This is a genomic window from Paucilactobacillus oligofermentans DSM 15707 = LMG 22743, assembly GCF_001434315.1.
Taxonomy (GTDB): Bacteria; Bacillota; Bacilli; order Lactobacillales; family Lactobacillaceae; genus Paucilactobacillus; species Paucilactobacillus oligofermentans.
In genome coordinates, this window is sequence record NZ_AZFE01000032.1 from 254692 (window position 1) to 275723 (window position 21032).

At 34.4% G+C, this 21032-nt stretch carries 22 protein-coding genes and 1 riboswitch; of the genes, 20 read left to right on the top strand and 2 right to left on the bottom strand.

Going from position 1 to position 21032, the window contains the following annotated elements:
* Positions 1 to 11: 11 nt before the first annotated feature.
* Positions 12 to 135: riboswitch (FMN riboswitch) on the top strand.
* 90 nt (positions 136 to 225) lie between these two features.
* From FC70_RS08315 to FC70_RS08355, 9 genes are all read left to right on the top strand, one after another.
* On the top strand, positions 226 to 807 hold the full coding sequence (locus FC70_RS08315; protein WP_057890532.1) for an ECF transporter S component: 582 nt from the start codon (positions 226 to 228) through the stop codon (positions 805 to 807).
* A gap of 158 nt (positions 808 to 965) precedes the next feature.
* Positions 966 to 1991 carry a helix-turn-helix domain-containing protein gene (locus FC70_RS08320; RefSeq protein WP_057890533.1) on the top strand — a complete coding sequence of 342 codons (1026 nt, stop codon included), beginning with the start codon at positions 966 to 968 and terminating at the stop codon, positions 1989 to 1991.
* Positions 1984 to 3429, top strand: coding sequence for a RecQ family ATP-dependent DNA helicase (locus FC70_RS08325; RefSeq protein ID WP_057890534.1), 1446 nt, complete (start codon positions 1984 to 1986; stop codon positions 3427 to 3429). The genes FC70_RS08320 and FC70_RS08325 overlap by 8 nt, the downstream gene beginning before the upstream one ends.
* A gap of 62 nt (positions 3430 to 3491) precedes the next feature.
* A complete protein-coding gene (locus FC70_RS08330) occupies positions 3492 to 4016 on the top strand; it encodes an SAG1386/EF1546 family surface-associated protein (protein WP_057890535.1) in 525 nt (174 codons plus the stop codon).
* A 14-nt stretch (positions 4017 to 4030) separates the two neighbouring features.
* Entirely contained in the window at positions 4031 to 4714 is a 684-nt protein-coding gene (gene cmk / locus FC70_RS08335) for a (d)CMP kinase (RefSeq protein ID WP_057890536.1), read from the top strand.
* Positions 4715 to 4787: 73 nt separating this feature from the next.
* Complete coding sequence (rpsA, locus tag FC70_RS08340; protein ID WP_057890537.1) at positions 4788 to 5987, top strand: 30S ribosomal protein S1; 1200 nt, start codon at positions 4788 to 4790, stop codon at positions 5985 to 5987.
* Positions 5988 to 6067: 80 nt separating this feature from the next.
* A complete protein-coding gene (gene der / locus FC70_RS08345; protein ID WP_057890538.1) occupies positions 6068 to 7378 on the top strand; it encodes a ribosome biogenesis GTPase Der in 1311 nt (436 codons plus the stop codon).
* Positions 7379 to 7772: 394 nt separating this feature from the next.
* On the top strand, positions 7773 to 8048 hold the full coding sequence (locus FC70_RS08350) for an HU family DNA-binding protein (protein WP_057890539.1): 276 nt from the start codon (positions 7773 to 7775) through the stop codon (positions 8046 to 8048).
* 145 nt (positions 8049 to 8193) lie between these two features.
* A complete protein-coding gene (locus FC70_RS08355) occupies positions 8194 to 9453 on the top strand; it encodes a tetratricopeptide repeat protein (RefSeq protein WP_057890540.1) in 1260 nt (419 codons plus the stop codon).
* A 36-nt stretch (positions 9454 to 9489) separates the two neighbouring features.
* Here FC70_RS08355 and FC70_RS08360 read toward each other — a convergent pair whose 3' ends face one another.
* The gene (locus FC70_RS08360) at positions 9490 to 10320 is read right to left on the bottom strand and encodes a site-specific integrase (protein ID WP_057890541.1); all 831 of its coding nucleotides are present in this window, start codon (positions 10318 to 10320) and stop codon (positions 9490 to 9492) included.
* 162 nt (positions 10321 to 10482) lie between these two features.
* On the opposite strand from FC70_RS08360, the gene dapB reads away from it, so the two are divergent.
* The 5 genes from dapB to FC70_RS08385 all read left to right on the top strand — a co-directional run bounded on the left by dapB (position 10483) and on the right by FC70_RS08385 (position 15883).
* Positions 10483 to 11253 (top strand): 4-hydroxy-tetrahydrodipicolinate reductase, encoded by a 771-nt coding sequence (dapB, locus tag FC70_RS08365; RefSeq protein ID WP_057890542.1) that lies wholly within the window; start codon positions 10483 to 10485, stop codon positions 11251 to 11253.
* Positions 11250 to 12464, top strand: a complete 1215-nt coding sequence (locus tag FC70_RS08370) for a CCA tRNA nucleotidyltransferase (RefSeq protein ID WP_057890543.1) — start codon at positions 11250 to 11252, stop codon at positions 12462 to 12464. Before dapB ends, FC70_RS08370 begins: the two co-directional genes overlap by 4 nt.
* Position 12465: 1 nt before the next feature.
* Positions 12466 to 14346, top strand: coding sequence for an ABC-F family ATP-binding cassette domain-containing protein (locus FC70_RS08375; protein WP_057890544.1), 1881 nt, complete (start codon positions 12466 to 12468; stop codon positions 14344 to 14346).
* 21 nt (positions 14347 to 14367) lie between these two features.
* A complete protein-coding gene (locus tag FC70_RS08380) occupies positions 14368 to 15330 on the top strand; it encodes a thymidylate synthase (RefSeq protein ID WP_057890545.1) in 963 nt (320 codons plus the stop codon).
* A 70-nt stretch (positions 15331 to 15400) separates the two neighbouring features.
* Entirely contained in the window at positions 15401 to 15883 is a 483-nt protein-coding gene (locus FC70_RS08385; protein WP_057890546.1) for a dihydrofolate reductase, read from the top strand.
* On the opposite strand, the gene trhA is transcribed toward FC70_RS08385, so the two are convergent.
* Complete coding sequence (gene trhA / locus FC70_RS08390; RefSeq protein WP_057890547.1) at positions 15880 to 16515, bottom strand: PAQR family membrane homeostasis protein TrhA; 636 nt, start codon at positions 16513 to 16515, stop codon at positions 15880 to 15882. The two genes, FC70_RS08385 and trhA, sit on opposite strands and share 4 nt — an antisense overlap.
* A gap of 170 nt (positions 16516 to 16685) precedes the next feature.
* Here trhA and FC70_RS08395 point away from each other — a divergent pair, with 170 nt between their 5' ends.
* From FC70_RS08395 to FC70_RS08420, 6 genes are all read left to right on the top strand, one after another.
* Complete coding sequence (locus tag FC70_RS08395) at positions 16686 to 17528, top strand: DegV family protein (RefSeq protein ID WP_057890548.1); 843 nt, start codon at positions 16686 to 16688, stop codon at positions 17526 to 17528.
* Between the two features lie 70 nt (positions 17529 to 17598).
* The gene (locus FC70_RS08400) at positions 17599 to 18525 is read left to right on the top strand and encodes an SGNH/GDSL hydrolase family protein (protein WP_057890549.1); all 927 of its coding nucleotides are present in this window, start codon (positions 17599 to 17601) and stop codon (positions 18523 to 18525) included.
* A 59-nt stretch (positions 18526 to 18584) separates the two neighbouring features.
* A complete protein-coding gene (locus FC70_RS08405; RefSeq protein WP_235804098.1) occupies positions 18585 to 19145 on the top strand; it encodes a YpmS family protein in 561 nt (186 codons plus the stop codon).
* 10 nt (positions 19146 to 19155) lie between these two features.
* Complete coding sequence (locus FC70_RS08410; protein ID WP_057890551.1) at positions 19156 to 19377, top strand: YozE family protein; 222 nt, start codon at positions 19156 to 19158, stop codon at positions 19375 to 19377.
* Positions 19378 to 19386: 9 nt separating this feature from the next.
* Positions 19387 to 20277: a ribosome biogenesis GTPase YlqF gene (ylqF, locus tag FC70_RS08415; RefSeq protein WP_057890552.1), complete on the top strand. Its 891-nt coding sequence runs from the start codon at positions 19387 to 19389 to the stop codon at positions 20275 to 20277.
* Entirely contained in the window at positions 20258 to 21022 is a 765-nt protein-coding gene (locus FC70_RS08420) for a ribonuclease HII (protein ID WP_057890553.1), read from the top strand. The genes ylqF and FC70_RS08420 overlap by 20 nt, the downstream gene beginning before the upstream one ends.
* Positions 21023 to 21032: the final 10 nt, after the last annotated feature.

Here is a 21032-nt window from a genome sequence, read left to right on the forward strand (position 1 = left end):
AAATTTAATAGGTTCGTCTTCAGGGCAGGGTGTAATTCCCGACCGGCGGTGATAGCCCGCGACCTGCATTTTTTGCAGTTGAACTCGGTGGAATTCCGGGTGCCGACAGTAGAGTCTGGTATAAAGAAGATTTTCGCTAATTAATAGCCGTAAATCTTTATTTGATTTACGGTTTTTTCTTTTCGAACGTCAATCATGAAGATGGCCTCTACGGAGGTTTTTGTTATGAGTAGTAGTCACGGTTCGTTTAGTGTTCGCAAGATGGTGATGATTGCCCTATTGGGTGCAATGTCATTTGTCTTAATGTTTATCGAGTTTCCAATTATCCCGATTACACCGTTTTTGAAGATCGATTTTTCAGATATTCCGGTATTATTGGGGTTAATTATTTATGGTCCAATTGGAGCAATTTGTATCACAGCAATTAAATGCTTGTTACATGCGATTGTCTATGGAATGTCTTTAGGCGAATTAATTGGGGTCGGTAGTAGCTTTTTGGCTTCACTAACCCTAATTGTTCCATATCACTACTTTCTTGGTCGTGATTGGGATAATAAAAAGAAAATGGTCGGTGGTTTAGTAACCAGTACGCTAACAATGACTGTAATTATGTCAGTACTTAATTGGTTGGTGATTTTACCAGTTTATATGGCTGTTTTTGGAATGAAGTTAACGATTCCATTATCAAAAATGGTTTTATTTGGGGTAGTACCGTTTAATATCATCAAAGGACTAGTTGTTGGATTAGTCTTTTGGTTTGTTGCACAACGGTTAAATTATTGGTTAGCTAAACGCGCACTTAAATAATATTTCTTGACGAGGTATTATTTATCGCCTAACTTAATAGAGTAGAGCAAATTATTCAGTGTAAAAGCTGGATAATTTTTATTTTGATCGTATTTAAAAAGAGAATATAAAAGTATAATTAGTTAATGATGAATTCTTTTCAATAAGGAAGTTTTAAAGTGGAAACATATCTAATTACATTATTATCAAATCAACAGCCAAGGCGACAACGAGTTATTGAAAATATCTTAATGAACAGACGTACTTTGACCACGCTTTTTTGGGGATCAAGGTATGGTATTTTGAGTTGGCTAGGAAGTAATCGACAACTTGAGCGAGAACATTTTGATGCCATGTTGAAACAAATGAAGCAGGACGGATTGATTGAGATAAAAAACCAATTCATTCTATTAACGGTACAAGGACAGGCATGTAAGCAGCAATTTAGTGAACAACATTATGTTCCAAGACATGAACAGCAGTATTTAAAATATAACTTAAATGCAGGGTGGCCAAGATTGCTGTTAGCTGGTCAAGTAGTCTCTGAGTTTAGTTATGAAAATATAAAATATGCGCCAATCTCATTTGAAGATCATGAATTAAGGTACGTAAAACAGTGGTTTAACAATAATAAATCAGAGCAGTTTGTTAAAAATTTTAAGCAAGAAGTTAATGAATTTTTGCTAACGTTAAGTGAGACCGAAGCCCAATTTTTTACTGAGTTATTAGTGGGACATGATAGTCCAGGATTATCGATTGACCAACTAACGACTAAACTTTCGATTCCGTTGATTGACGGTGAAGTGATGGCAACGGACTTAATGGTTGGAATAATGGAATTCGCTCATTGTCATCAAACTTTATTAAAGCAATTATTTCAAGATTTAAAATTAGAATCACCAATTAGTCATAGTGGTTATATCACTTATCAGCTATTTCAAGATCAATATTCAATTGAACAAATTGAACAAATGCGACATTTAAAACTCAGTACAATTAGAGAACATTTATTAGAAGCGGCCATTTTCGATGGCGTTAATTTTCCCTATGATCGATTGTTAACTGATCGCCAATTAAAAGCTTTAGCTGTGCAATATACTGGTAATATTGATGACTGGCAATTCAAGATGGTTACTGATGATAAAAATTTAGATTTTTTTGATTTTCGGTTATATCAAATTATGCGGGGGATGCAAAATGAATGAGCAACAATTACATACAATTCTCCAACAAGAATTTGGATTTGATAGCTTTCGACCTGGTCAGCAAGAAGTAATTGAATCAGTTCTCAATGGGAATGATACATTAGCTATTTTGCCAACTGGAGCGGGAAAAACCTTATTATATCAATTCCCAGCGAAGGTAATGGATGGGGTTGTGATTATAATTTCACCATTATTGTCATTAATGCAAGATCAAGTAAATCGATTACGACAGTTAGGTGAAAAAAAGGTTACGATGTTAAGTTCGATTCAAACCTTTGGCCAACAACAAGCAACCTTAAACCATTTAAATCAATTTAAATATGTCTTTGCTTCACCGGAAACGATTACCAAACCAGAAGTTATTCAACACTTACAACGGATTGAAATTGCGATGATCGTAATTGATGAGGCCCACTGTGTTTCACAATGGGGACCAGAATTTAGGCCACAATATCTATTAGTTAAAACACTACTTAAGACTGTGCCACATAAAGTGACATTGATGCTCACTGCGACAGCTACCCAGCGGGTTCAAGGCGACATCCTAATTAAATTAGGTCTAAGTGTGAAACAAGTTACAACAGTTCGTCAATCAGTTAATCGACCTAATATTTTTCTAAGTGTTAATAAAGTTAATTCTGATAAGGATAAGCGAACTGAATTGTTAGGTTTAGTGAATGGAGTTAGTGGTGCTGGAATTATTTATTTTTCAAGTCGGAAACAAGCAACCCAAGTGGCCCAATGGCTTCAAGAACAAACAAATTTGAATGTTGCCGCTTATCATGCGGGGATGAATCAAACAACACGTTATAAAATTCAACATCAATTTATGAATGATGAACTGCAAATCATTTGTGCAACTAGTGCTTTTGGAATGGGAATTGATAAGGATAATGTTCGTTTTGTAGTACATTATCATGTACCAGCTAATTTAGAGAACTATGTCCAAGAAATAGGGCGTGCTGGAAGAGATGGTGAGCAAAGCTTAGCAGTCCTATTATATGCGCCCGGGGATGAATATCTGCAAGTTAATTTAAGTGATTTAACCATTCCTAGCGATGCCGTCGTGAATGATTTTATGGAAAATCGAATTGATAAAAATCAATTAGGTGATATTAGTAATTTACTTAAATTTTATCAAGATCAACATTTACAACCTGAACAAGTGATTAATATTTTTCATCAACAGCGACAAAAAAATCGACAACAATTAGATAAACTATTAGAATATATTAATACATTAGAATGCCGACGCTCAATTATTTTAAATTATTTCAGTGAAAATTTATTGAAACATGATTTAGTCTGTTGTGACGGGCTTGGTAATGATTTAAATATTAATCAACTGGAATTAAAACAAAGTAACAAAAAACTGGTTGAAAATGAATTAAAAAGCTGGCAGAGTAGACTAGGTAAACTATTTTTTGTAAAATCTTAATTAAAAACAAAATGCGGTATGATACAATTAAATAAATGAAGATGTTAAAGGGGGCACGATTAATGAGTGACCGGGAGGATCAAGAAGAAAAAGAAACTAAACCTTGGGAAAAAACTTTTAGTGATGATCAAGATAAGGATCAAGAAGGTAATTTTTCGAGAACTAGGAGACGACAACAAAATTCGCATCATACAATGTTTACAACCATTTTAGTCGTTGCAATTATTGCGCTAGCATCAGCACCAATTATTTATTGGGTGAATCATCAAAGTTCATTTAACCATCCAACTAATACTGAACAAGTAGCTGATTCTTCAAGTAGTAAAAAGAAAAGTTCAGCTAATTCAGCTAAAACTTCAGTTGAAACTAGTAAAGTAACCAGTTCTAAAAAAGCATCAGCAACATCAAAAAAGGAATCAAGTGTTAGCAGTTCTAGTGCTGATGAAAAATATGTGACGGTTGAATCAGGACAAGGTGCATATCGAGTTGCAGTTAATAACGGAATTTCAGTTGATGAATTATATCAATTAAATGGTTTAAGTAGTGGTGCAACGTTAACACCAGGTCAACAAATTAGAGTTAAGTAGGAGTCGAATTATTGATGACAAAAGTATTACAAGTTGCAATTGATGGACCTGCATCAGCAGGTAAAAGTACAGTTGCTAAATTGGTAGCAAAAAAATTTGGATATGTTTATTGTGATACTGGTGCAATGTATCGTGCGATTACAGTGGCTGCGATTCAAGCTAAAGTTGATTTGAATAACGGGTTAGCAGTTACTCAAATTGCAAAAGATACTAAAATCAAATTTACACCAGGAAATCCGGTACAACGTGTGTTTATTGGTGATCAGGAAGTTACTGAAGCAATTCGGCAGCCGGAAGTAACAAATAATGTTTCAACGGTAGCTGCAATTGCTGATGTTCGTCAAGAATTAGTCAAGCATCAACAATCAATTGCTGCACAAGGTGGGATTGTAATGGACGGTCGTGATATTGGAACGACTGTCTTACCAACGGCTGAAGTAAAGATATTTATGATTGCTAGTGCTCATGAACGTGCAGTTCGTCGCTATCAAGAAAATATTGCTAAGGGAATTAAAACGCCATTAGATAAATTACAGGCTGAGATTGAACTAAGAGACAAAAAAGATTCAACTAGAGCAGTTTCACCATTGAAACAGGCTAGTGATGCGATCTTGTTAGATACAACTAAATTAGATATTGATGAAGTTGTGGAAGCGATTAGTGAAATAATCATAAAAAAACAAGATGAATTACGCTAAATACTAGCTTTATCTATCGTTTTTAGGTATTATTAAAGTTGTACAGTTGAGTCGCAAGGAGGAAATATTTTTCATGTCTGAAAATGAAGATAGAAACGACCTATTAGATGCTTTAAATAGCGTAGAAGAAGTAAATGTTGGCGATGTTGTTAAGGGTGAGGTACTTACCATTGATGACGACCGACAAGTAATTGTTGGGATCGAAGGCGCCGGTGTTGAAGGGGTTGTTCCCGCAAAAGAATTATCTACAAAACCAGTTGAAAACGTTACTGATGCAGTTAAAATCGGTGATGTATTGGACTTGGTTGTTATTTCAAAAATTGGAAATGACAAAGAAAATGGTAGTTATTTACTATCACATCGTCGTCTTGAAGCACGTAAAGTTTGGGACGAAATTCAAAAGCAAGCTGATAACGGTGAAACAATCACTGGTACTGTTAGCCAAGTTGTTAAGGGTGGCTTAGTGGTTGAAGTTGGTGTTCGTGGATTTGTTCCCGCATCAATGATTACTGATCATTTTGTTGAAGATTTAAATGAATTTAAGGGACAAGAACTTGAATTCCAAATTATTGAAATTGAACCAAGTGAAAATCGTTTGATTCTTTCACATAAAGCTATTGTACAAGCACAACGTAAAGAAGCTGCTGAAAAGTTGTTCGCAACTCTTGAAGTTGGTTCAATCGTTGAAGGTACAGTTGCTCGTATGACTAACTTCGGAGCATTCGTTGATCTTGGCGGTGTTGATGGATTAGTTCATATTTCTGAAATTTCATATGATCGAGTTGAAAAAGCTGCAGACGTACTTGAAAATGGACAAAAAGTTAATGTTAAAGTTCTTTCTGTTGATCAAGAACGTGGACGCATTTCACTTTCAATCAAACAAACTTTGGCTGGACCTTGGGATGATATTGCTGACAAAGCACCTGAAGGCAGTGTCTTAACAGGAACTGTTAAACGTTTGACTGCATTTGGAGCATTCGTTGAAGTATTCCCTGGTGTTGAAGGTTTGGTTCATATTTCACAAATCTCACATAGCCATATTGCTACTCCTGCTGATGTTTTAACACCTGGACAAGAAGTTCAAGTTAAAGTATTAGAAGTTCATCCAGAAAACCAACGTCTTGGTCTTTCAATCAAGGCATTGGAAGAGAAACCAGCTTCTGAAGAGAAACCAGCACAATCACATAACGTGGCTGCTGATGCACCTGAAGAAGAAAGTGGATTTACTCTTGGCGAACTTGCAGGTCAAGCTTTAAAAGATAACAAAGAATAGTCTAATAACATTCGAATAATACTTTAAATTAGGCTGGGATGATTCCCGGCTTAATTTTTGCAATAAAATGAGGTGATAGCATGGCAAATCCTGTCGTGGCTGTCGTTGGACGTCCAAATGTGGGAAAGTCAACGATATTTAACAGAATAGCTGGGGAAAGAATTTCTATCGTCGAAGATACCCCAGGTGTAACACGTGATCGTATTTATGCACATGGTGAGTGGCTTGGAAAAGAATTTAACCTGATTGATACTGGTGGAATTGAAATTTCTAATGCTCCCTTTGTGGAACAAATTAAACAACAAGCTGAAATTGCAATTGATGAAGCTGATGTTATTATCTTTTTAGTTGATATTCAAAGTGGAATGACCGATGCAGATGAGCAAGTTGCTCAGATTCTTTATCGTTCTAATAAACCTGTCGTACTTGCCGTTAATAAAGTTGACAACTTTGAGTTGAGATCGCAAGTGTATGATTTTTATTCACTTGGATTTGGTGAACCATATTCAATTTCTGGTGCACATGGAATTGGCTTAGGTGATTTATTAGATGCCGTGATTGATAATTTTCCTGATGATGGTGTCGTTGAAGAAGATGACAGCATTCGGTTTAGTCTAATTGGTCGTCCTAATGTTGGAAAATCTTCATTAGTTAACGCAATATTAGGTGAAAACCGGGTAATTGTTTCTGATGTAGCTGGAACAACTCGTGATGCAATTGATACTAAGTTTACGAGTGAAAAAGGTGACGAGTATACAATGGTGGATACTGCGGGAATCAAAAAACGTGGTAAAATCTATGAAAACACAGAACATTATGCAATGCTTAGGGCAATGCGGGCAATTGACAATAGTGATATTGTTTTGATGATTTTGAATGCTGAAGAAGGTATTCGGGAACATGATAAACGAATTGCTGGGTATGCTCATGAAGCTGGTCGTGGTGTAATTATTATTGTTAATAAGTGGGATACGATTGAAAAAGATAATCATACAATGCAGGATTTTGAAAATTTAATTAGATTTGAATTTCAATATCTAAGTTATGCACCGATTATGTTTGTTTCGGCAACTACAAAGCAACGATTAACTAAAATTCCAGACTTAGTGAAAGAAGTTTATACACATCATACACGTCGAATTCAATCATCTACATTGAATGATGTCATCATGGATGCAATTGCTGCTAATCCAACTCCAAGTAAGAATGGGAAACGATTACGAGTATTTTATGGTACTCAAGTGGCAATTCAACCACCAACGTTTGTTATTTTTATGAATGATACAGAATTAATGCATTTTTCTTATGAACGCTACCTTGAAAATCAGATCCGAAAAGCATTTGATTTTACTGGTACACCAATTCATTTGATTAAGCGGACACGTAAGTAATATAATCAAGATAGTAAAAGAACACAAACTTAATTTAAGCTTGTGTTCTTTTACTATTGCTATTACTAGTAGTAATAAAATAAAATATTTACTGAATTATTGAAAAAAATTAAAAATATTTAAATTTAATCAGATAAAAACTTAATTAATAAAATGAATGAAAAACATTTTTTTGATAAAAATCTTGTAAATTTGATTAACTTCCTTAATTTTTTTGTTTTTTTATTAAAAAAAGTCACTAAAACCCTTGCCAGTATTGATTTCGTATGATAATCTAGTCATTGAAATGAAGTGCGGTTACCCGTTTTTGTTTCGTTGATTTTGGACCACTCAAAGTCAACATGCAATATATAGATATTTTATATCTATAATTTTGGTTGGGAGGTGAAATTACATGGCAAACAAAGCAGAATTAGTTAACGACGTTGCAGCTGCAACTGGTTTAACAAAGAAGGACGCAACTGCAGCAGTAGATGCTGTATTTGGTTCAGTTCAATCATCTTTATCTAAGGGTGAAAAGGTACAATTGATTGGTTTCGGTAACTTCGAAGTCCGTCAACGTGCTGCACGTAAAGGACGCAATCCTCAAACTGGGGAAGAAATCCAAATTCCTGCAAGCAAAGTACCAGCATTTAAGCCAGGTAAGGCTTTGAAGGACGCTGTTAAATAATTCTATTTAACAATTAAATTCAATGCAACCAGTGTGAATTTATTCATACTGGTTTTTTTGTACAAAAAACTATTAAAAAGATGATTTAACTGCGTAAATGCAAATATTTTGGTATGATTATCCAGGTTAGAAAGGTGGACACGAAATGAGCTATTCAGAGACAATGTTAGATGAATTAAGTAGTGGCCAGTTAGATGCTGCGAAGAAGGCTTTTGCTTTAGCCTTAAGAAATGATGACGATGATACATTATATAGTTTGGCAGAAGAACTTTATGGTCTTGGATTTTTAAACCAGGCAAGAAGAACGTATCTTAAATTGTTAGAAAAATATCCAGATGAGGATCAGTTAAAAACAGCCTTAGCAGATATTGCAATTGATGAAGGAGAAAGCGATGAAGCTTTATCATATTTGGAACAAATCGATGAAAATTCATCAGCATATCTTGAATCATTGTTAGTTGCGGCTGACCTTTATCAAACGCAAGAATTATTTGAAGTTTCCGAACGTAAATTATTAAATGCTTTTGAAATTGCGCCGGATGAACCAGTTGTATTATTTGCATTGGCTGAGTTTTATTACATGATGGGCCAATATGAGCAAGCAATACCATATTACTTTAATCTAATTAAAGCTGGTGAAACGACTTTTGCCCAAGTTGATCTAGCTGGTCGAATTGGAACTGCCGAAGCACAACGGGGGCATTTTGAGCAAGCAATTGGGTACCTACAACAAGTTAAACCGGAATTTAAGTCAAGTAATATTAAATTTCAAACTGGCTTTACTCAATTACAGTTAAAGCAAACTGATGCAGCTATCGAAACGCTAGAGCAACTACGAGAAGCTGATTCACAATACGCATCATTATACCAACCATTATCACAGGCATATGTGCAAAATAGTAATTATGAACAGGCATTGCAAACCTTACAAGAGGGTATGGCGGTTGATGAGTATAATGAAAATCTATACCAAACTGCAGCCGATGTAGCGAGCCATTTAGATGAAACTGATTTAGTTGGTGAGTATTTACTTAATGCACATCAGATTAATCCAGATAATTTAGCGATTATTTTGAAGTATAGTAACTGGCTATTAAAACAAAAACAGTATACTAATAATATTGAGTTGTTAAAACCAATTATTGATCAAGATGAAATTGATCCACAAATGTATTGGAATTTGGCAATCTCATATCGGAATACGGAAAAAATGGATTTAGCAGGTAAGTTCTTTGAAGCAGCCCAACCATACTTTATGGATCAACCTGATTTTTTAAAGGAAGCTACATATTATTATCGCGAAATGGGGATATTCGATGCAATGTTAAGTGTTCTTAAAAAGTACGTTGAATTAGTTCCAGATGATAGTGAAATGGCTTTAATGTTAGAAGATTACGAAATGTAAAATAAACGTCACTCCTGATAATACCGGGAATGGCGTTTATTTTATTTCTAAGACTAATTTTTTATAATATAACAATGATGCGGAATCTAGTTTTAAAATAGTCATTAACTCTAAGTCTGACTTAGTATTTAACATGTTTAATTGAGTCATAATGTAAGCCTGATGAAGTTTTTTTGGACTTAAGTCGATATTTAAATAGGTTTCATCCTTACTTAAGTATTTGTGTAGGCCAGCATTAGATAGTCGTGGTTGGGCTAAATTTACCCGTTGCTTTAAAAATAAATCTTTAGTTTGTTGTCGAAGTTGAAGTGGTTGAATAAAATTAATAAATTGCTTAATAAAGGTTTCTTGATAAGCTTCAGTGAAGTTAATTTGATTAAATTCTTGAAAAAAATTTGGCTGAAGAAATTCTTGAACGTTATATCCCTTATAACATAATAGTAACACCATCTTGGTATATACATGAATTGATTTGTCTTGCAATATTTCTGGGAGTAAGCTAATCCATTTAACGGAATTAGTTATTACGATAGATTTTGTTTGACCATGTAAATTGATGGTTGGCAGGTTGACAGTAAAGCCATGGCTAAATAGAAAATTGAAATAGTGGGTAATTTGAGACAAAAGCTTATTGTAAGTACCGTTAGTAATTGATTGTTCAACTTGTAAATTAGTTAGATAATTAGCAATGTCGCGGTCGAAAACATTTTCAATGGTTGGTTGCTTGGAAAAGCCTGGATTAAATTCAATAAGGTAACTAAAAAAGTTGCTAATAGTTTGACTATAAGTAATTTTAGTTGAATTAGCTAATTTGTCATTATTTAGGTAAGTCTCATATTGTTTTTGGAATGGATAATCTGATTTCAAAGAGTAGTCTCCTTATTTAGTAAACCGTAAAAAGTTACTTTAACTATACATTAAAAAATAACTCGCTGCAAATCCCGCAGCGAAAGACCGTAATAGACCGTTTAATTTAATCACTAAATCTGTTAAGCTTGATAGGTAATTTGTTTGAATAAGGAGAATAATATGACTAAAGTAATTATTGCTGGTTATGCTGGTAAAATGGGACAGAATACTGTCAAAATGGTTCAAGATCATAATGGCTTTGAGTTAGTGGCTGTATATGGTCAGCCTGGTCAAGTTTCTAAAATTGAATTAGGTTCAAAAATACAAATTTTTGATGACTTAAATCAAATTAATGTTGATGCAGATGTTTGGATTGACTTTACCGTGCCAACGATGGTTTTTGAAAATACTAAATTTGCGATTGAACATAATTATTCTCCAGTCGTTGGAACAACTGGTCTAAAAGATGATCAGATTAAAGAATTACAAACAATGGCAGCAGCTAAAAAGTTAGGTGGATTAATTGCACCAAACTTTGGGATTAGTGCAGTATTATTAATGCAATTTGCACAACAGGCAGCCAAGTACATGCCGGATGTAGAAATTATTGAAATGCATCATGATCAAAAACTTGATGCACCAAGCGGAACCGCATTAAACACGGCTAAATTAATTAGCCAAGTACGACCTTCACATCATCAAGGTAATCCTGATGAAAAAGAAACGATTGCTGGTGTTCGTGGTGGCGAATATGATGGGATTCCTATTCATGCAGTTCGGTTGCCAGGATTGATTGCTCATGAACAAGTTATGTTTGGTGCTACGGGTGAAGGATTAACGATTAGACAAGATAGTTTTGATCGAATTTCATTTATGAGTGGTGTTGCCGTGGCCGTTGAAAAAATAACTAATGAAAATGAATTATTTGTAGGACTTGAAAATATTTTATGATAATTAAAAACTTGCCAATTGAATTTGAAGAAGCACGTCCCATTATGCGAGCAATTGAAGATGCTGGCTATGAGGCTTATTTCGTGGGCGGAAGTGTTCGTGATACCATTTTGGGTCACGCAATTCATGATGTCGATATTGCAACCAGCGCATATCCAGAGGAAATAAAAAAAATATTTAACCACACGGTTGATACTGGAATTGAGCATGGAACAGTAATGATTCTTGATCATGGCGAAGGTTATGAAACTACAACTTTCAGAACTGAATCAGGATATCAAGACTTTAGGCGACCAGATGAAGTAACTTTTGTCCGTTCATTAAAAGAAGATTTAAAGCGACGTGATTTTACAATTAATGCGTTGGCAATGCGTGAAAATGGGGAAGTAATTGATTTGTTTAATGGCTTAGATGACTTAGATAATCACATTATTCGGACCGTTGGTGAAGCATATGAAAGATTTCATGAAGACGCACTAAGAATGATGCGTGCTGTTCGATTTGCTGGACAATTAAATTTTAAAATTGAACAAAAAACATTATTAGGAATTACAGAAAATGCATCGCTACTTGAAAAAATAGCAGTTGAACGAATTAGAGTTGAGCTTGAAAAATTATGTATGGGTCAATATGTTCAATTGGGAATGAAGCCATTTGTAACAACGAAGCTTTATCAATATTGTCCAGAAATGATACCTTATTATGATGTACTAAGTCGATTAAGTAACACCTCAATTCCTGAACTAAAGTCAGACACAGAAGTCTGGTCATTTATTACCTATGCAATAGAATTGAATGGCAGTGACTGTTCACACTTTTTAAAAGCTTGGAAGACTTCTAATCAAGTAATCTCTGATGTTCTAACAATTCATGACGTAATTAATGCAATTATGACCAATAAACTTGATGAAATGGTTATATATCAAGCTGGTTTGGAACGGTCATTAGTTGCACAAAAATTATCAGTCTTTTTTGAAGGCAACGTAACTGCTAATGTGATTAAAGAAATAGCCGCGGCCTTACCAATTAAAAGTAAGAGTGATTTAAAGGTTGATGGTGGACAACTAATTAAACAATTAGGGATTAAGCCAGGACCGTTGGTGGGTAAGCTATTAGTTATCCTTGAAAATCAAGTTGTTAGAGGTATTCTAACAAATGATGAAGCAACATTAATAAAATTTGCAACACAGATAGCCGCAGAAGAGGGATAGCATGCAAACATTTAGAGCAGATGAATTAACCAGTACATATGGTGAAAAAACATTATTTGAAAAAATATCTTTCTTAATTAACGAAAATGATCGAATTGGTTTAATTGGTACAAATGGTTCTGGAAAGACTTCATTATTGAATGTCATTAGTGGTCAGGTGGGAGCAGAAGCTGGCAAAATTACTACACCAAATGATTATTCGATTGGTTATTTAAAACAACAGCCTGAATTAGATGAAAATTTAACAATTCTAGATTCAATCTTTTCTGGAGCACAAAAAGTATTTGCGACGATTCGAGTTTATGAAGAGGCATTGGAAGAGTATAGCTTAAATCCTGAAAATGAGACGGCTATTAATCATTTTACTCGTGCTCAGGCTCAAATGGATGCTCAAGATGCTTGGGCTGCTGAAAACGACGTTAAAACGATTTTAACGCAGCTTAAGATTACAAACTTAAATCAAAAAGTTTCAACTTTGTCAGGTGGACAGAAAAAGCGGGTTGGCTTTGCTCAAATTTTGATTCAAGCACCTGATTTATTGTTGCTAGACGAACCAACTAACCATTTAGATTTAGATTCAATTGTTTGGTTACAATCATTTTTAAAATCTTATCGTGGTGCAGTAATTATTGTGACTCATGATCGTTATTTCTTAGATGAAGTCGCCAATCAAATTTGGGAATTGTCATTTGGTGATTTGTATAAGTATTCAGGTAACTATCAAAGCTTTGTTACGCAAAAGGCTGAACGTGTTACTTTAGAAGCAGAACAAGAACATAAGCAGACACAGTTGTATCAAAAAGAGCTTGCTTGGATGAAAACTGGTGCTAAAGCCCGGTCAACTAAACAAAAAGGTCGGATTAACCACTTTAATGAATTGCAAGACTCAGTTGGTAATTTAAAAGTTGATGAAAATATTGCAATTGATTTAGGACAACAGCGTCTAGGAAAAGATGTAATTGAAATATCTAATGGTGACCTTACATTAGGTGGACATAAAATTTTAGCTGATTTTAGCATCTTGATTCAAGCTGGTGATCGCATTGGAATTACTGGAGAAAATGGAACTGGTAAATCAAGTTTATTAAACGTGATGGCAGGGAAATTACCACTTGATGATGGTGTCATTAAAATTGGTGAGACAGTTAAACTGGGATATTATACACAGCAAACGGAACCAATTGACGAAGATAAACGAATGATTAGTTATTTGAGTGAAGTTGCTGAAACAGTTACGGATTCAAATGGGGATTCAGTCAGTTCAGCGCAACTGTTAGAAAGATTTTTATTTCCAAAAGCAATGCATGGAACTTTAATTAGAAAATTATCCGGTGGTGAAAAGCGACGAGTATTCTTGCTTAAAATTTTAATGTCGCAACCGAATGTTTTATTATTAGATGAACCAACCAATGATTTAGATATTGGGACACTAACAATTCTTGAAGATTATCTAGATACATTTGCCGGAACTGTAATTACGGTATCACATGATCGCTATTTCTTGGATAAAGCAGCAGATCAATTAATGGTCTTCAGTGGACAAGGCAAAATTGATAGTTATAATGGTTTGTATACTGACTATCTAGCGAAACAAAATGAGGATACTAAGGCACCAGTTAAAGTCGAAAAAGTTGAAAAAAGCAGTGCTGTTAGTAAGACTTCGAAAAAGAAATTGACCTATTCAGAACAAAAAGAATGGCAAACAATTGAGGCTGAAATTGAAGCGTTAGACGAAAAACAAAGTGAACTAAAACGCTTGATGGAAGAAAATGGGGCCAATTATACTAAATTATCTGAATATCAAGAACAGTTAACAACTGTAACTAAAGAAGCTGACGAAAAAATGGCTCGTTGGGAATATTTAAGTGAATATGCTGATTAGTAATCAATAGGGGGAACTTCGATGACCACAACTACTAACGAAGAACAATATCTGCAACTTGCAAAAGATGTTTTAGCTCATGGCAATGAAAAAAGCGATCGAACTGGTACTGGTACACATTCATTATTTGGTTATCAAATGAGATTTGACTTATCACAGGGGTTTCCGTTATTAACAACTAAAAAAGTGCCATTTGGATTAATTAAAAGTGAGTTACTTTGGTTCTTACGTGGTGATACTAATATTCGCTTTTTGTTAGAGCATAAAAATCACATTTGGGATGAATGGGCCTTTAAAAAATGGGTTGAAAGTGATGAATATACTGGACCGGATATGACTGATTTTGGTTTACGTGCAGAAAAAGATGCTGAATTTAAAACAAGTTATTTAGCTGAAAAAAAGCAATTTTGTGAACGAATTTTAAATGATGATGAGTTTAGTAAAAAGTTTGGTGATTTAGGATTAGTTTACGGTAGTCAATGGCGTAATTGGCAAACCATTAATGGTAATTCAATTGATCAAATCAAAAATGTTATTGATCAAATTAAAAATACACCAGATTCTAGACGAATGATTGTATCTGCTTGGAATCCAGAAGATGTACCTAATGTGGCATTACCACCATGTCATACAATGTTCCAATTTTATGTGGCAGACGGTAAGTTAAGTTGTCAATTATATCAGCGTAGTGGTGATATCTTTTTAGGAGTTCCATTTAATATTGCCAGTTATGCGTTATTAACTCATTTAATTGCGAAACAATGTGGCTTAGAAGTTGGTGAATTTGTGCATACATTGGGTGACGCCCATATTTATAATAATCATATTGACCAAATTAAAACGCAGCTAACTCGGACACCTAAGAATGCTCCAACACTAGTATTACCAGATGAAATTATAGCTCTTGATCAGCTTGATATTAATGATATTAAGCTTGAAGGTTATGATCCTGATCCAGCCATTAAAGCACCAGTGGCAGTTTAAATTATTAGGTAAAAAGGCAGTCGACAATCAAATTTGTTTACTGCCTTTTCTAAAATTATGGAGGAATATTATGATTAGTTTTATTTGGGCAGAAGATTTAGATGGGTCAATTGGTAAAGACAATACAATGCCTTGGCATTTACCGGCTGATTTAAAACATTTCAAGCAATTGACGGTTGGGAAAACCATTGTAATGGGAAAAAATACTTATTTATCATTAGGGAAACCATTACCTAATCGACGAAACATTGTCGTTTCTCGTTCACTGTCAACAGTAGCTGGAGTCGAGATTGTCCGTTCAATTGATGAACTACAAAAAAAGCTGAATGAGATTGATGGTGAGGTTGTAATCATTGGTGGCGCTAAGATTTTTGCTGAAACATATCCAATAGTAGATCGTTTATATCGAACGGTTATTAGGGACCGATTTGATGGTGAGACAAAAATAATCGCCATCGATTATAATCAATGGCGACTAATTGAGAAGCAAGATTTTGAACCTGATGAAAAAAATCATTATTCATATACGTTTGAAACTTGGAATAGAATTTAGACGTATAACAAGATTGAAAAATACATGGTTGCTGATCCAGCTAATACAAAGAAATGCCAGATTAAGTGAGAATAGGCGGTTGGTTTTAGATAAACTAACGCACCTAATGTATACAAAATTCCGCCAGATAATAATAGATAAAATCCAACAGGTGATAATGCATCCCATAATGGCTTACCTGCAAACAAACACATCCAGCCCATAATAATATAAATAATTGTTGAAATTGGACTCACTTTATTTAGCCAAATACTTTTATAAACGACTCCAGCAATTGTCATGGCCCAAATAATCCCGAACATGGTCCACCCATACCAGCCACCAATTGAAATTAAGCAGTATGGGGTATAGGTTCCAGCGATTAATAGAAAAATCATGGAATGATCAAATACTTGGAACAAGTGATAGGCTTTAGTAAAAACTAACGAGTGAAACATGGTAGATGCCAGGTAAAATAAAACTAGAATACTACCATAGACAGAAAAGGCAATAATTCTCATTGGACTTCCGGTCTGTACTGATTTGATAACTAATAAGACTAATCCGACAATTGCTAAGGCGGCTCCAATACCGTGAGTTACCGAATTGCTGATTTCGATGATCATAGTTTTTTTCGTTTTTGTTGGTTGCATAATTTTCCTCCAGAAAATAGTTAATTGAAATGAAATCGTATATGAATTCTGCTATACTTTATGGTATCGAATAAAATATTTAAACAAAGTATTATGAACCGGTTCATCTGGTTCGTTACACTAGATGAACTATAACACATAATACATTTGTAAGGAAGAGTGGTCAAGTCATGGCTAACATTAAAATTGTCACAGATTCATCTGCTGGTTTAACTGAAGAAGAAATTAAACAATATAATATTACGATTGTTCCTTTGTCTGTAATGATTGATGGAACAATTTACGTCGAACGTGAAACAATTACTGCTGAAGAATTTCCTGATGTTATGGAAGCTGCTAAATCGTTACCTAAAACATCTCAACCACCAATTGGTAAGTTTGTTGATGTCTTTGATCGATTGGGCAAAGATGGTAGTGAAGTCCTTTGCGTTAATATGATGGAATCTATCAGTGGGACTGTTCATGCAGCAGAACAAGCAGCTGCTATGAGTTCAGCTGAAGTTACAGTTGTGGATAGCCAAGTAACTGATCGTTGTTTAGCTTTTCAAATTATTGAAGCCGCTAAATTGATTGAACAAGGTGCTGATATGGCAGAAGTATTGGCAAAAATGGAAAATGTTCGTGATACAAGCAAAATTTATTTAGCAATTATGAAGTTAGATAACTTAGTTGCTGGTGGAAGAATTAGTCGTTTTTCAGGAGCATTGTCAAACTTACTAAATATTAAATTAATGTTAGAAGTTGTTAAGGGTCAAATTGAAATTAAGCTTAAAGGCCGTGGTATGAAACCAATCAATAAATTCTTGAATGACGTTTATGCAGACATGGCTGCCGGTAAAAAAGTTACAGGGATTGGAATTTCTCATGTTCGTGGTGGAGCTGAAGTTGAAAAGATGAAAGCAAAACTTACTGAATTATTCCCGGATATTAAGATAGTTGAACGTACAACGGTTCCAATTATTGCAACCCATACTGGTATGGGTGCATACTGTTTGTTGTATTATACTGAATAAGCTACAATTATAAGGCTGGCACAAACCTAGGTTTGTACAGCCTTTTATTATGAGAGAAGGTGGATTTTTGATGAAAAAGCGGATAGGAATAGTCACAATTTTAATAGTTATTGTGCTAGCTGTCGGTGGATTTTCATACCTACAATTAACTAAGAATGATACGAATACAACGATTACTAAACAAACTAAATCAAAAACCAAAGCAACAAAAAGCAAAATAAATTTAGTTGCTCTAGGGGATTCGTTAACTCAAGGTGTAGGTGATCAGTCAAAAAATGGTGGTTATGTTGGTATCATCAAGAAAAAGTTAGCATCGAGTTATGATGTTAAAGTTAATACAAGTAATTACGGTGTGTCTGGGGACCGTTCTGATCAGATTTTAGATCGTTTGGACAGTAGTAAAAAATTCCAAAATAAGCTAAAATCTGCTGATGTAATCGTAATGACGGTTGGTGGTAATGATTTATTGCAATTATTGCAGAAAGTAGTTTTTTCAAGTTCATCAAGTGAAATCACATCCAGTTTAAAAGCCGGATCTAAAACCTATGATAAAAAATTGAATCAATTATTAACTCAGGTCAGAAAATATAACACTGATGCTCCCATTTTTTTGTTTAGTATTTATAATCCATTTTATGTTTATTTTGCGCAAGTTGATTCGTTAACTAATTCGGTTCAAGAATGGAATGAAACTAGTAAAGAGACTATAAGTAATTATGGTCCAGCATATTTTGTTGATATTAATAATTTAATGTCTCATGGACAATATACAACTAAAGAAGAGCAAGCTAAATTAGCTAAAGATGATGCAGCAGCTAATAGTCAAAGTAAATTGACCCAAAAAGTTACCACTAAAATTATGAATGAAAGTAATAAAAACTTGAACAAATATATTTCAACTGATGATAATTTTCACCCAAACCACTTAGGATATCAAAAAATGAGTGATAAACTATTAAGTGTTATGAAGTTACATAATAGTTGGTTTGAAAAATAGATAGGAGTACCATGAGAGACTCGAGAAAAAAGACTAATTTAAAAAAACGAGAACGTAACATGTGGAAATGGGCTTTTGGTTGTGTAATCGCCTTAATTGTAATTTTAATTGCATATGTCATGATTCAAGTTACTGCACCGGTTGAAAATGCTAATGAATCTGATGCACTGGCAACTAATAAAACGACTTTTAACGTAAAATTAAATTCAACTCAAGTAAATGCATTAGCTGATAATTACTTAACTCGTTTACAAAATAAACAAAATTATAGTTTTATTGTTGGTAAACAATATGCCACAGTTTCTGGAAGTACGAAATTTTTAGGAGCTAAGGTTGCCTTTGCAGTTAATTTTGTCCCAGTTAAGCAAAAAGATGGGAATGTTTTACTAAAAGCTAAGGGTATGTCAGTTGGACGGCTTAATTTACCGGCTACTTACGTTCTAGGGTACATTAGTAAGAATAATAAGCTACCTGAATGGGTAACAATTAATCAACGTAAAAAGACGGTTTTATTGGATTTAAACAAGTATAGTAAGAAACAATCTGTTCATTACGCAGCCAAAAAGATTGATTTAGCGAATAAAGAATATATTTTCTCAATTACTATTCCCAAACAATAGGAGGATAATGATGCGACTTAGCTTTTATCAATTTTTGATGACACAACGAAATCCGAATGGGGCAGATGAGGTTGAGCAATTTGCTAATAATGCCTTTTTTGATATGTTATTCCCTAAACAGTCTCATGATTTTGACGAAGTTTCTCATTACCTTGAAGATAATGCTCGCTACTTACCATCGATGACAATTTTTGATGAAGCATGGAAACGATATTTAGAAAAGATGAATTAGGAGAATAATATGCGTGTAATACAATGGTTCCCTGGTCATATGGCCAAAGCCCTACGACAAATTAGAGAGCAAATGCCATTAGTTGATATTGTGTTTGAATTAATCGATGCCCGAGTTCCTTATTCATCACAAAATCCAGAAGTAAAAAAAGCTATGGGTGACAAACCACGTTTGATAATCATGACGAAACTAGACTTAGCGGATCCTAAAGTGATCGAGGAATGGATTAAATATTTTGAAACTCAAGGACAACCGGTTTTAGCATTAGACTCTCGTGAACATAACGTGGCAAAGATAGTTACTAAAAAAACCCAAGAAGTTTTGCACGAAAAATTAGCCTTACAAAAACAAAAGGGTATGCAAGATAATAAAGCGATTCGGGCAATGTGTGTGGGAGTTCCCAACGTTGGTAAATCAACACTTCTTAACCATTTAGTACAAAAGAACGTTGCTAATACTGGTAACCGACCTGGAGTGACAACTGGTCAACAATGGTTACGATCAACTGATGATTTGGAATTGTTGGATACACCAGGAGTTTTGTGGCCAAAATTTCAGACTCAATTAATTGGTAAAAAGATGGCATTATCAGGCGCAATTAAAGATACGTTATACAGCAAAGATGATATCGGTTTGTTTGCAATTGCACATTTGCGTTCAACTAATCCAACTGCGCTTGTTGAACGTTATCATTTACAAACAGCTGATGTTGATGAATCTGTAACTGATGCGGATGTATTACTAACAATTACCAGTAAATTAGGATTCAAGGATGATTATGATCGCGCCAGTGAACGAATAATTTTTGATTTACGTAAAGGTAAGTTAGGACGATTTACTCTTGAAACACCAACTGAGATTGAAGAGGAATTGAAAAAAATTGAAGCTGACCATAAGTAAAATTAAGCAAAAATTAAATGAGATTGATAATCCAAATGACGCTTTCATTCATGAACTTCAAGATGATGAACGTAAAGGTACGAAAGCGGCATTACTAAGCTTTAACCGACGGATCGAACGTTTAAAGAAAGCCAAGGATGCTTTTAAGTTACGATTTAAATTTGAAAATGAATTTTGGTCACAAGGTCATCAATATGTTGCTGGTATGGACGAGGTTGGACGTGGACCACTGGCTGGACCAGTAGTTACTGCAGCGGTTATTCTAGATAGTACTTTTGATTTAATTGGTGTAACTGATTCAAAACAATTAACTGCTCATGAGCGTGAAAATCTTTATTTAAAAATTATTAATGAAGCCGTGGAAGTTAATTTATGCGTTAAAGATCAAGATTTTATTGATCAGCATAATATTTATCACGCTACCCAATTAGCAATGATTGAGACCATTAAAGGATTAAAACATCAGCCAAGTCAAATTATTGTTGATGCAGTGCCATTAGATCTTGATATTCCACAAACAACCTTGATTAAAGGTGATCAAAAGAGTATCAGCGTGGCAGCAGCTAGTATTGTTGCTAAAGAATATCGTGATCACTTGATGGAAACGTATGATAAAATTTATCCAGGTTATGATTTTGCTAATAATAAGGGCTATGGAACGGTTAAACATCTCGAGGGTATGAAAAAGCTTGGAATTACTCCAATTCATCGAATGTCGTTCTCACCAGTTCCAGAATTTAAATAATTTAAATTAA

What these genes read in the sequence shown, in the direction of transcription:
- FC70_RS08395 (WP_057890548.1), top strand. Translation starts at nt 16,686, where the DNA reads ATGGCTAACATTAAAATTGTCACAGATTCATCTGCTGGTTTAACTGAA.
- FC70_RS08400 (WP_057890549.1), top strand. Translation starts at nt 17,599, where the DNA reads ATGAAAAAGCGGATAGGAATAGTCACAATTTTAATAGTTATTGTGCTA.
- FC70_RS08350 (WP_057890539.1), top strand. Translation starts at nt 7,773, where the DNA reads ATGGCAAACAAAGCAGAATTAGTTAACGACGTTGCAGCTGCAACTGGT.
- trhA (WP_057890547.1), bottom strand. Translation starts at nt 16,515, where the DNA reads ATGCAACCAACAAAAACGAAAAAAACTATGATCATCGAAATCAGCAAT.
- FC70_RS08370 (WP_057890543.1), top strand. Translation starts at nt 11,250, where the DNA reads ATGATAATTAAAAACTTGCCAATTGAATTTGAAGAAGCACGTCCCATT.
- der (WP_057890538.1), top strand. Translation starts at nt 6,068, where the DNA reads ATGGCAAATCCTGTCGTGGCTGTCGTTGGACGTCCAAATGTGGGAAAG.
- FC70_RS08325 (WP_057890534.1), top strand. Translation starts at nt 1,984, where the DNA reads ATGAATGAGCAACAATTACATACAATTCTCCAACAAGAATTTGGATTT.
- rpsA (WP_057890537.1), top strand. Translation starts at nt 4,788, where the DNA reads ATGTCTGAAAATGAAGATAGAAACGACCTATTAGATGCTTTAAATAGC.
- FC70_RS08385 (WP_057890546.1), top strand. Translation starts at nt 15,401, where the DNA reads ATGATTAGTTTTATTTGGGCAGAAGATTTAGATGGGTCAATTGGTAAA.
- FC70_RS08405 (WP_235804098.1), top strand. Translation starts at nt 18,585, where the DNA reads ATGTGGAAATGGGCTTTTGGTTGTGTAATCGCCTTAATTGTAATTTTA.
- FC70_RS08375 (WP_057890544.1), top strand. Translation starts at nt 12,466, where the DNA reads ATGCAAACATTTAGAGCAGATGAATTAACCAGTACATATGGTGAAAAA.
- dapB (WP_057890542.1), top strand. Translation starts at nt 10,483, where the DNA reads ATGACTAAAGTAATTATTGCTGGTTATGCTGGTAAAATGGGACAGAAT.
- FC70_RS08330 (WP_057890535.1), top strand. Translation starts at nt 3,492, where the DNA reads ATGAGTGACCGGGAGGATCAAGAAGAAAAAGAAACTAAACCTTGGGAA.
- FC70_RS08410 (WP_057890551.1), top strand. Translation starts at nt 19,156, where the DNA reads ATGCGACTTAGCTTTTATCAATTTTTGATGACACAACGAAATCCGAAT.
- ylqF (WP_057890552.1), top strand. Translation starts at nt 19,387, where the DNA reads ATGCGTGTAATACAATGGTTCCCTGGTCATATGGCCAAAGCCCTACGA.
- cmk (WP_057890536.1), top strand. Translation starts at nt 4,031, where the DNA reads ATGACAAAAGTATTACAAGTTGCAATTGATGGACCTGCATCAGCAGGT.
- FC70_RS08315 (WP_057890532.1), top strand. Translation starts at nt 226, where the DNA reads ATGAGTAGTAGTCACGGTTCGTTTAGTGTTCGCAAGATGGTGATGATT.
- FC70_RS08380 (WP_057890545.1), top strand. Translation starts at nt 14,368, where the DNA reads ATGACCACAACTACTAACGAAGAACAATATCTGCAACTTGCAAAAGAT.
- FC70_RS08355 (WP_057890540.1), top strand. Translation starts at nt 8,194, where the DNA reads ATGAGCTATTCAGAGACAATGTTAGATGAATTAAGTAGTGGCCAGTTA.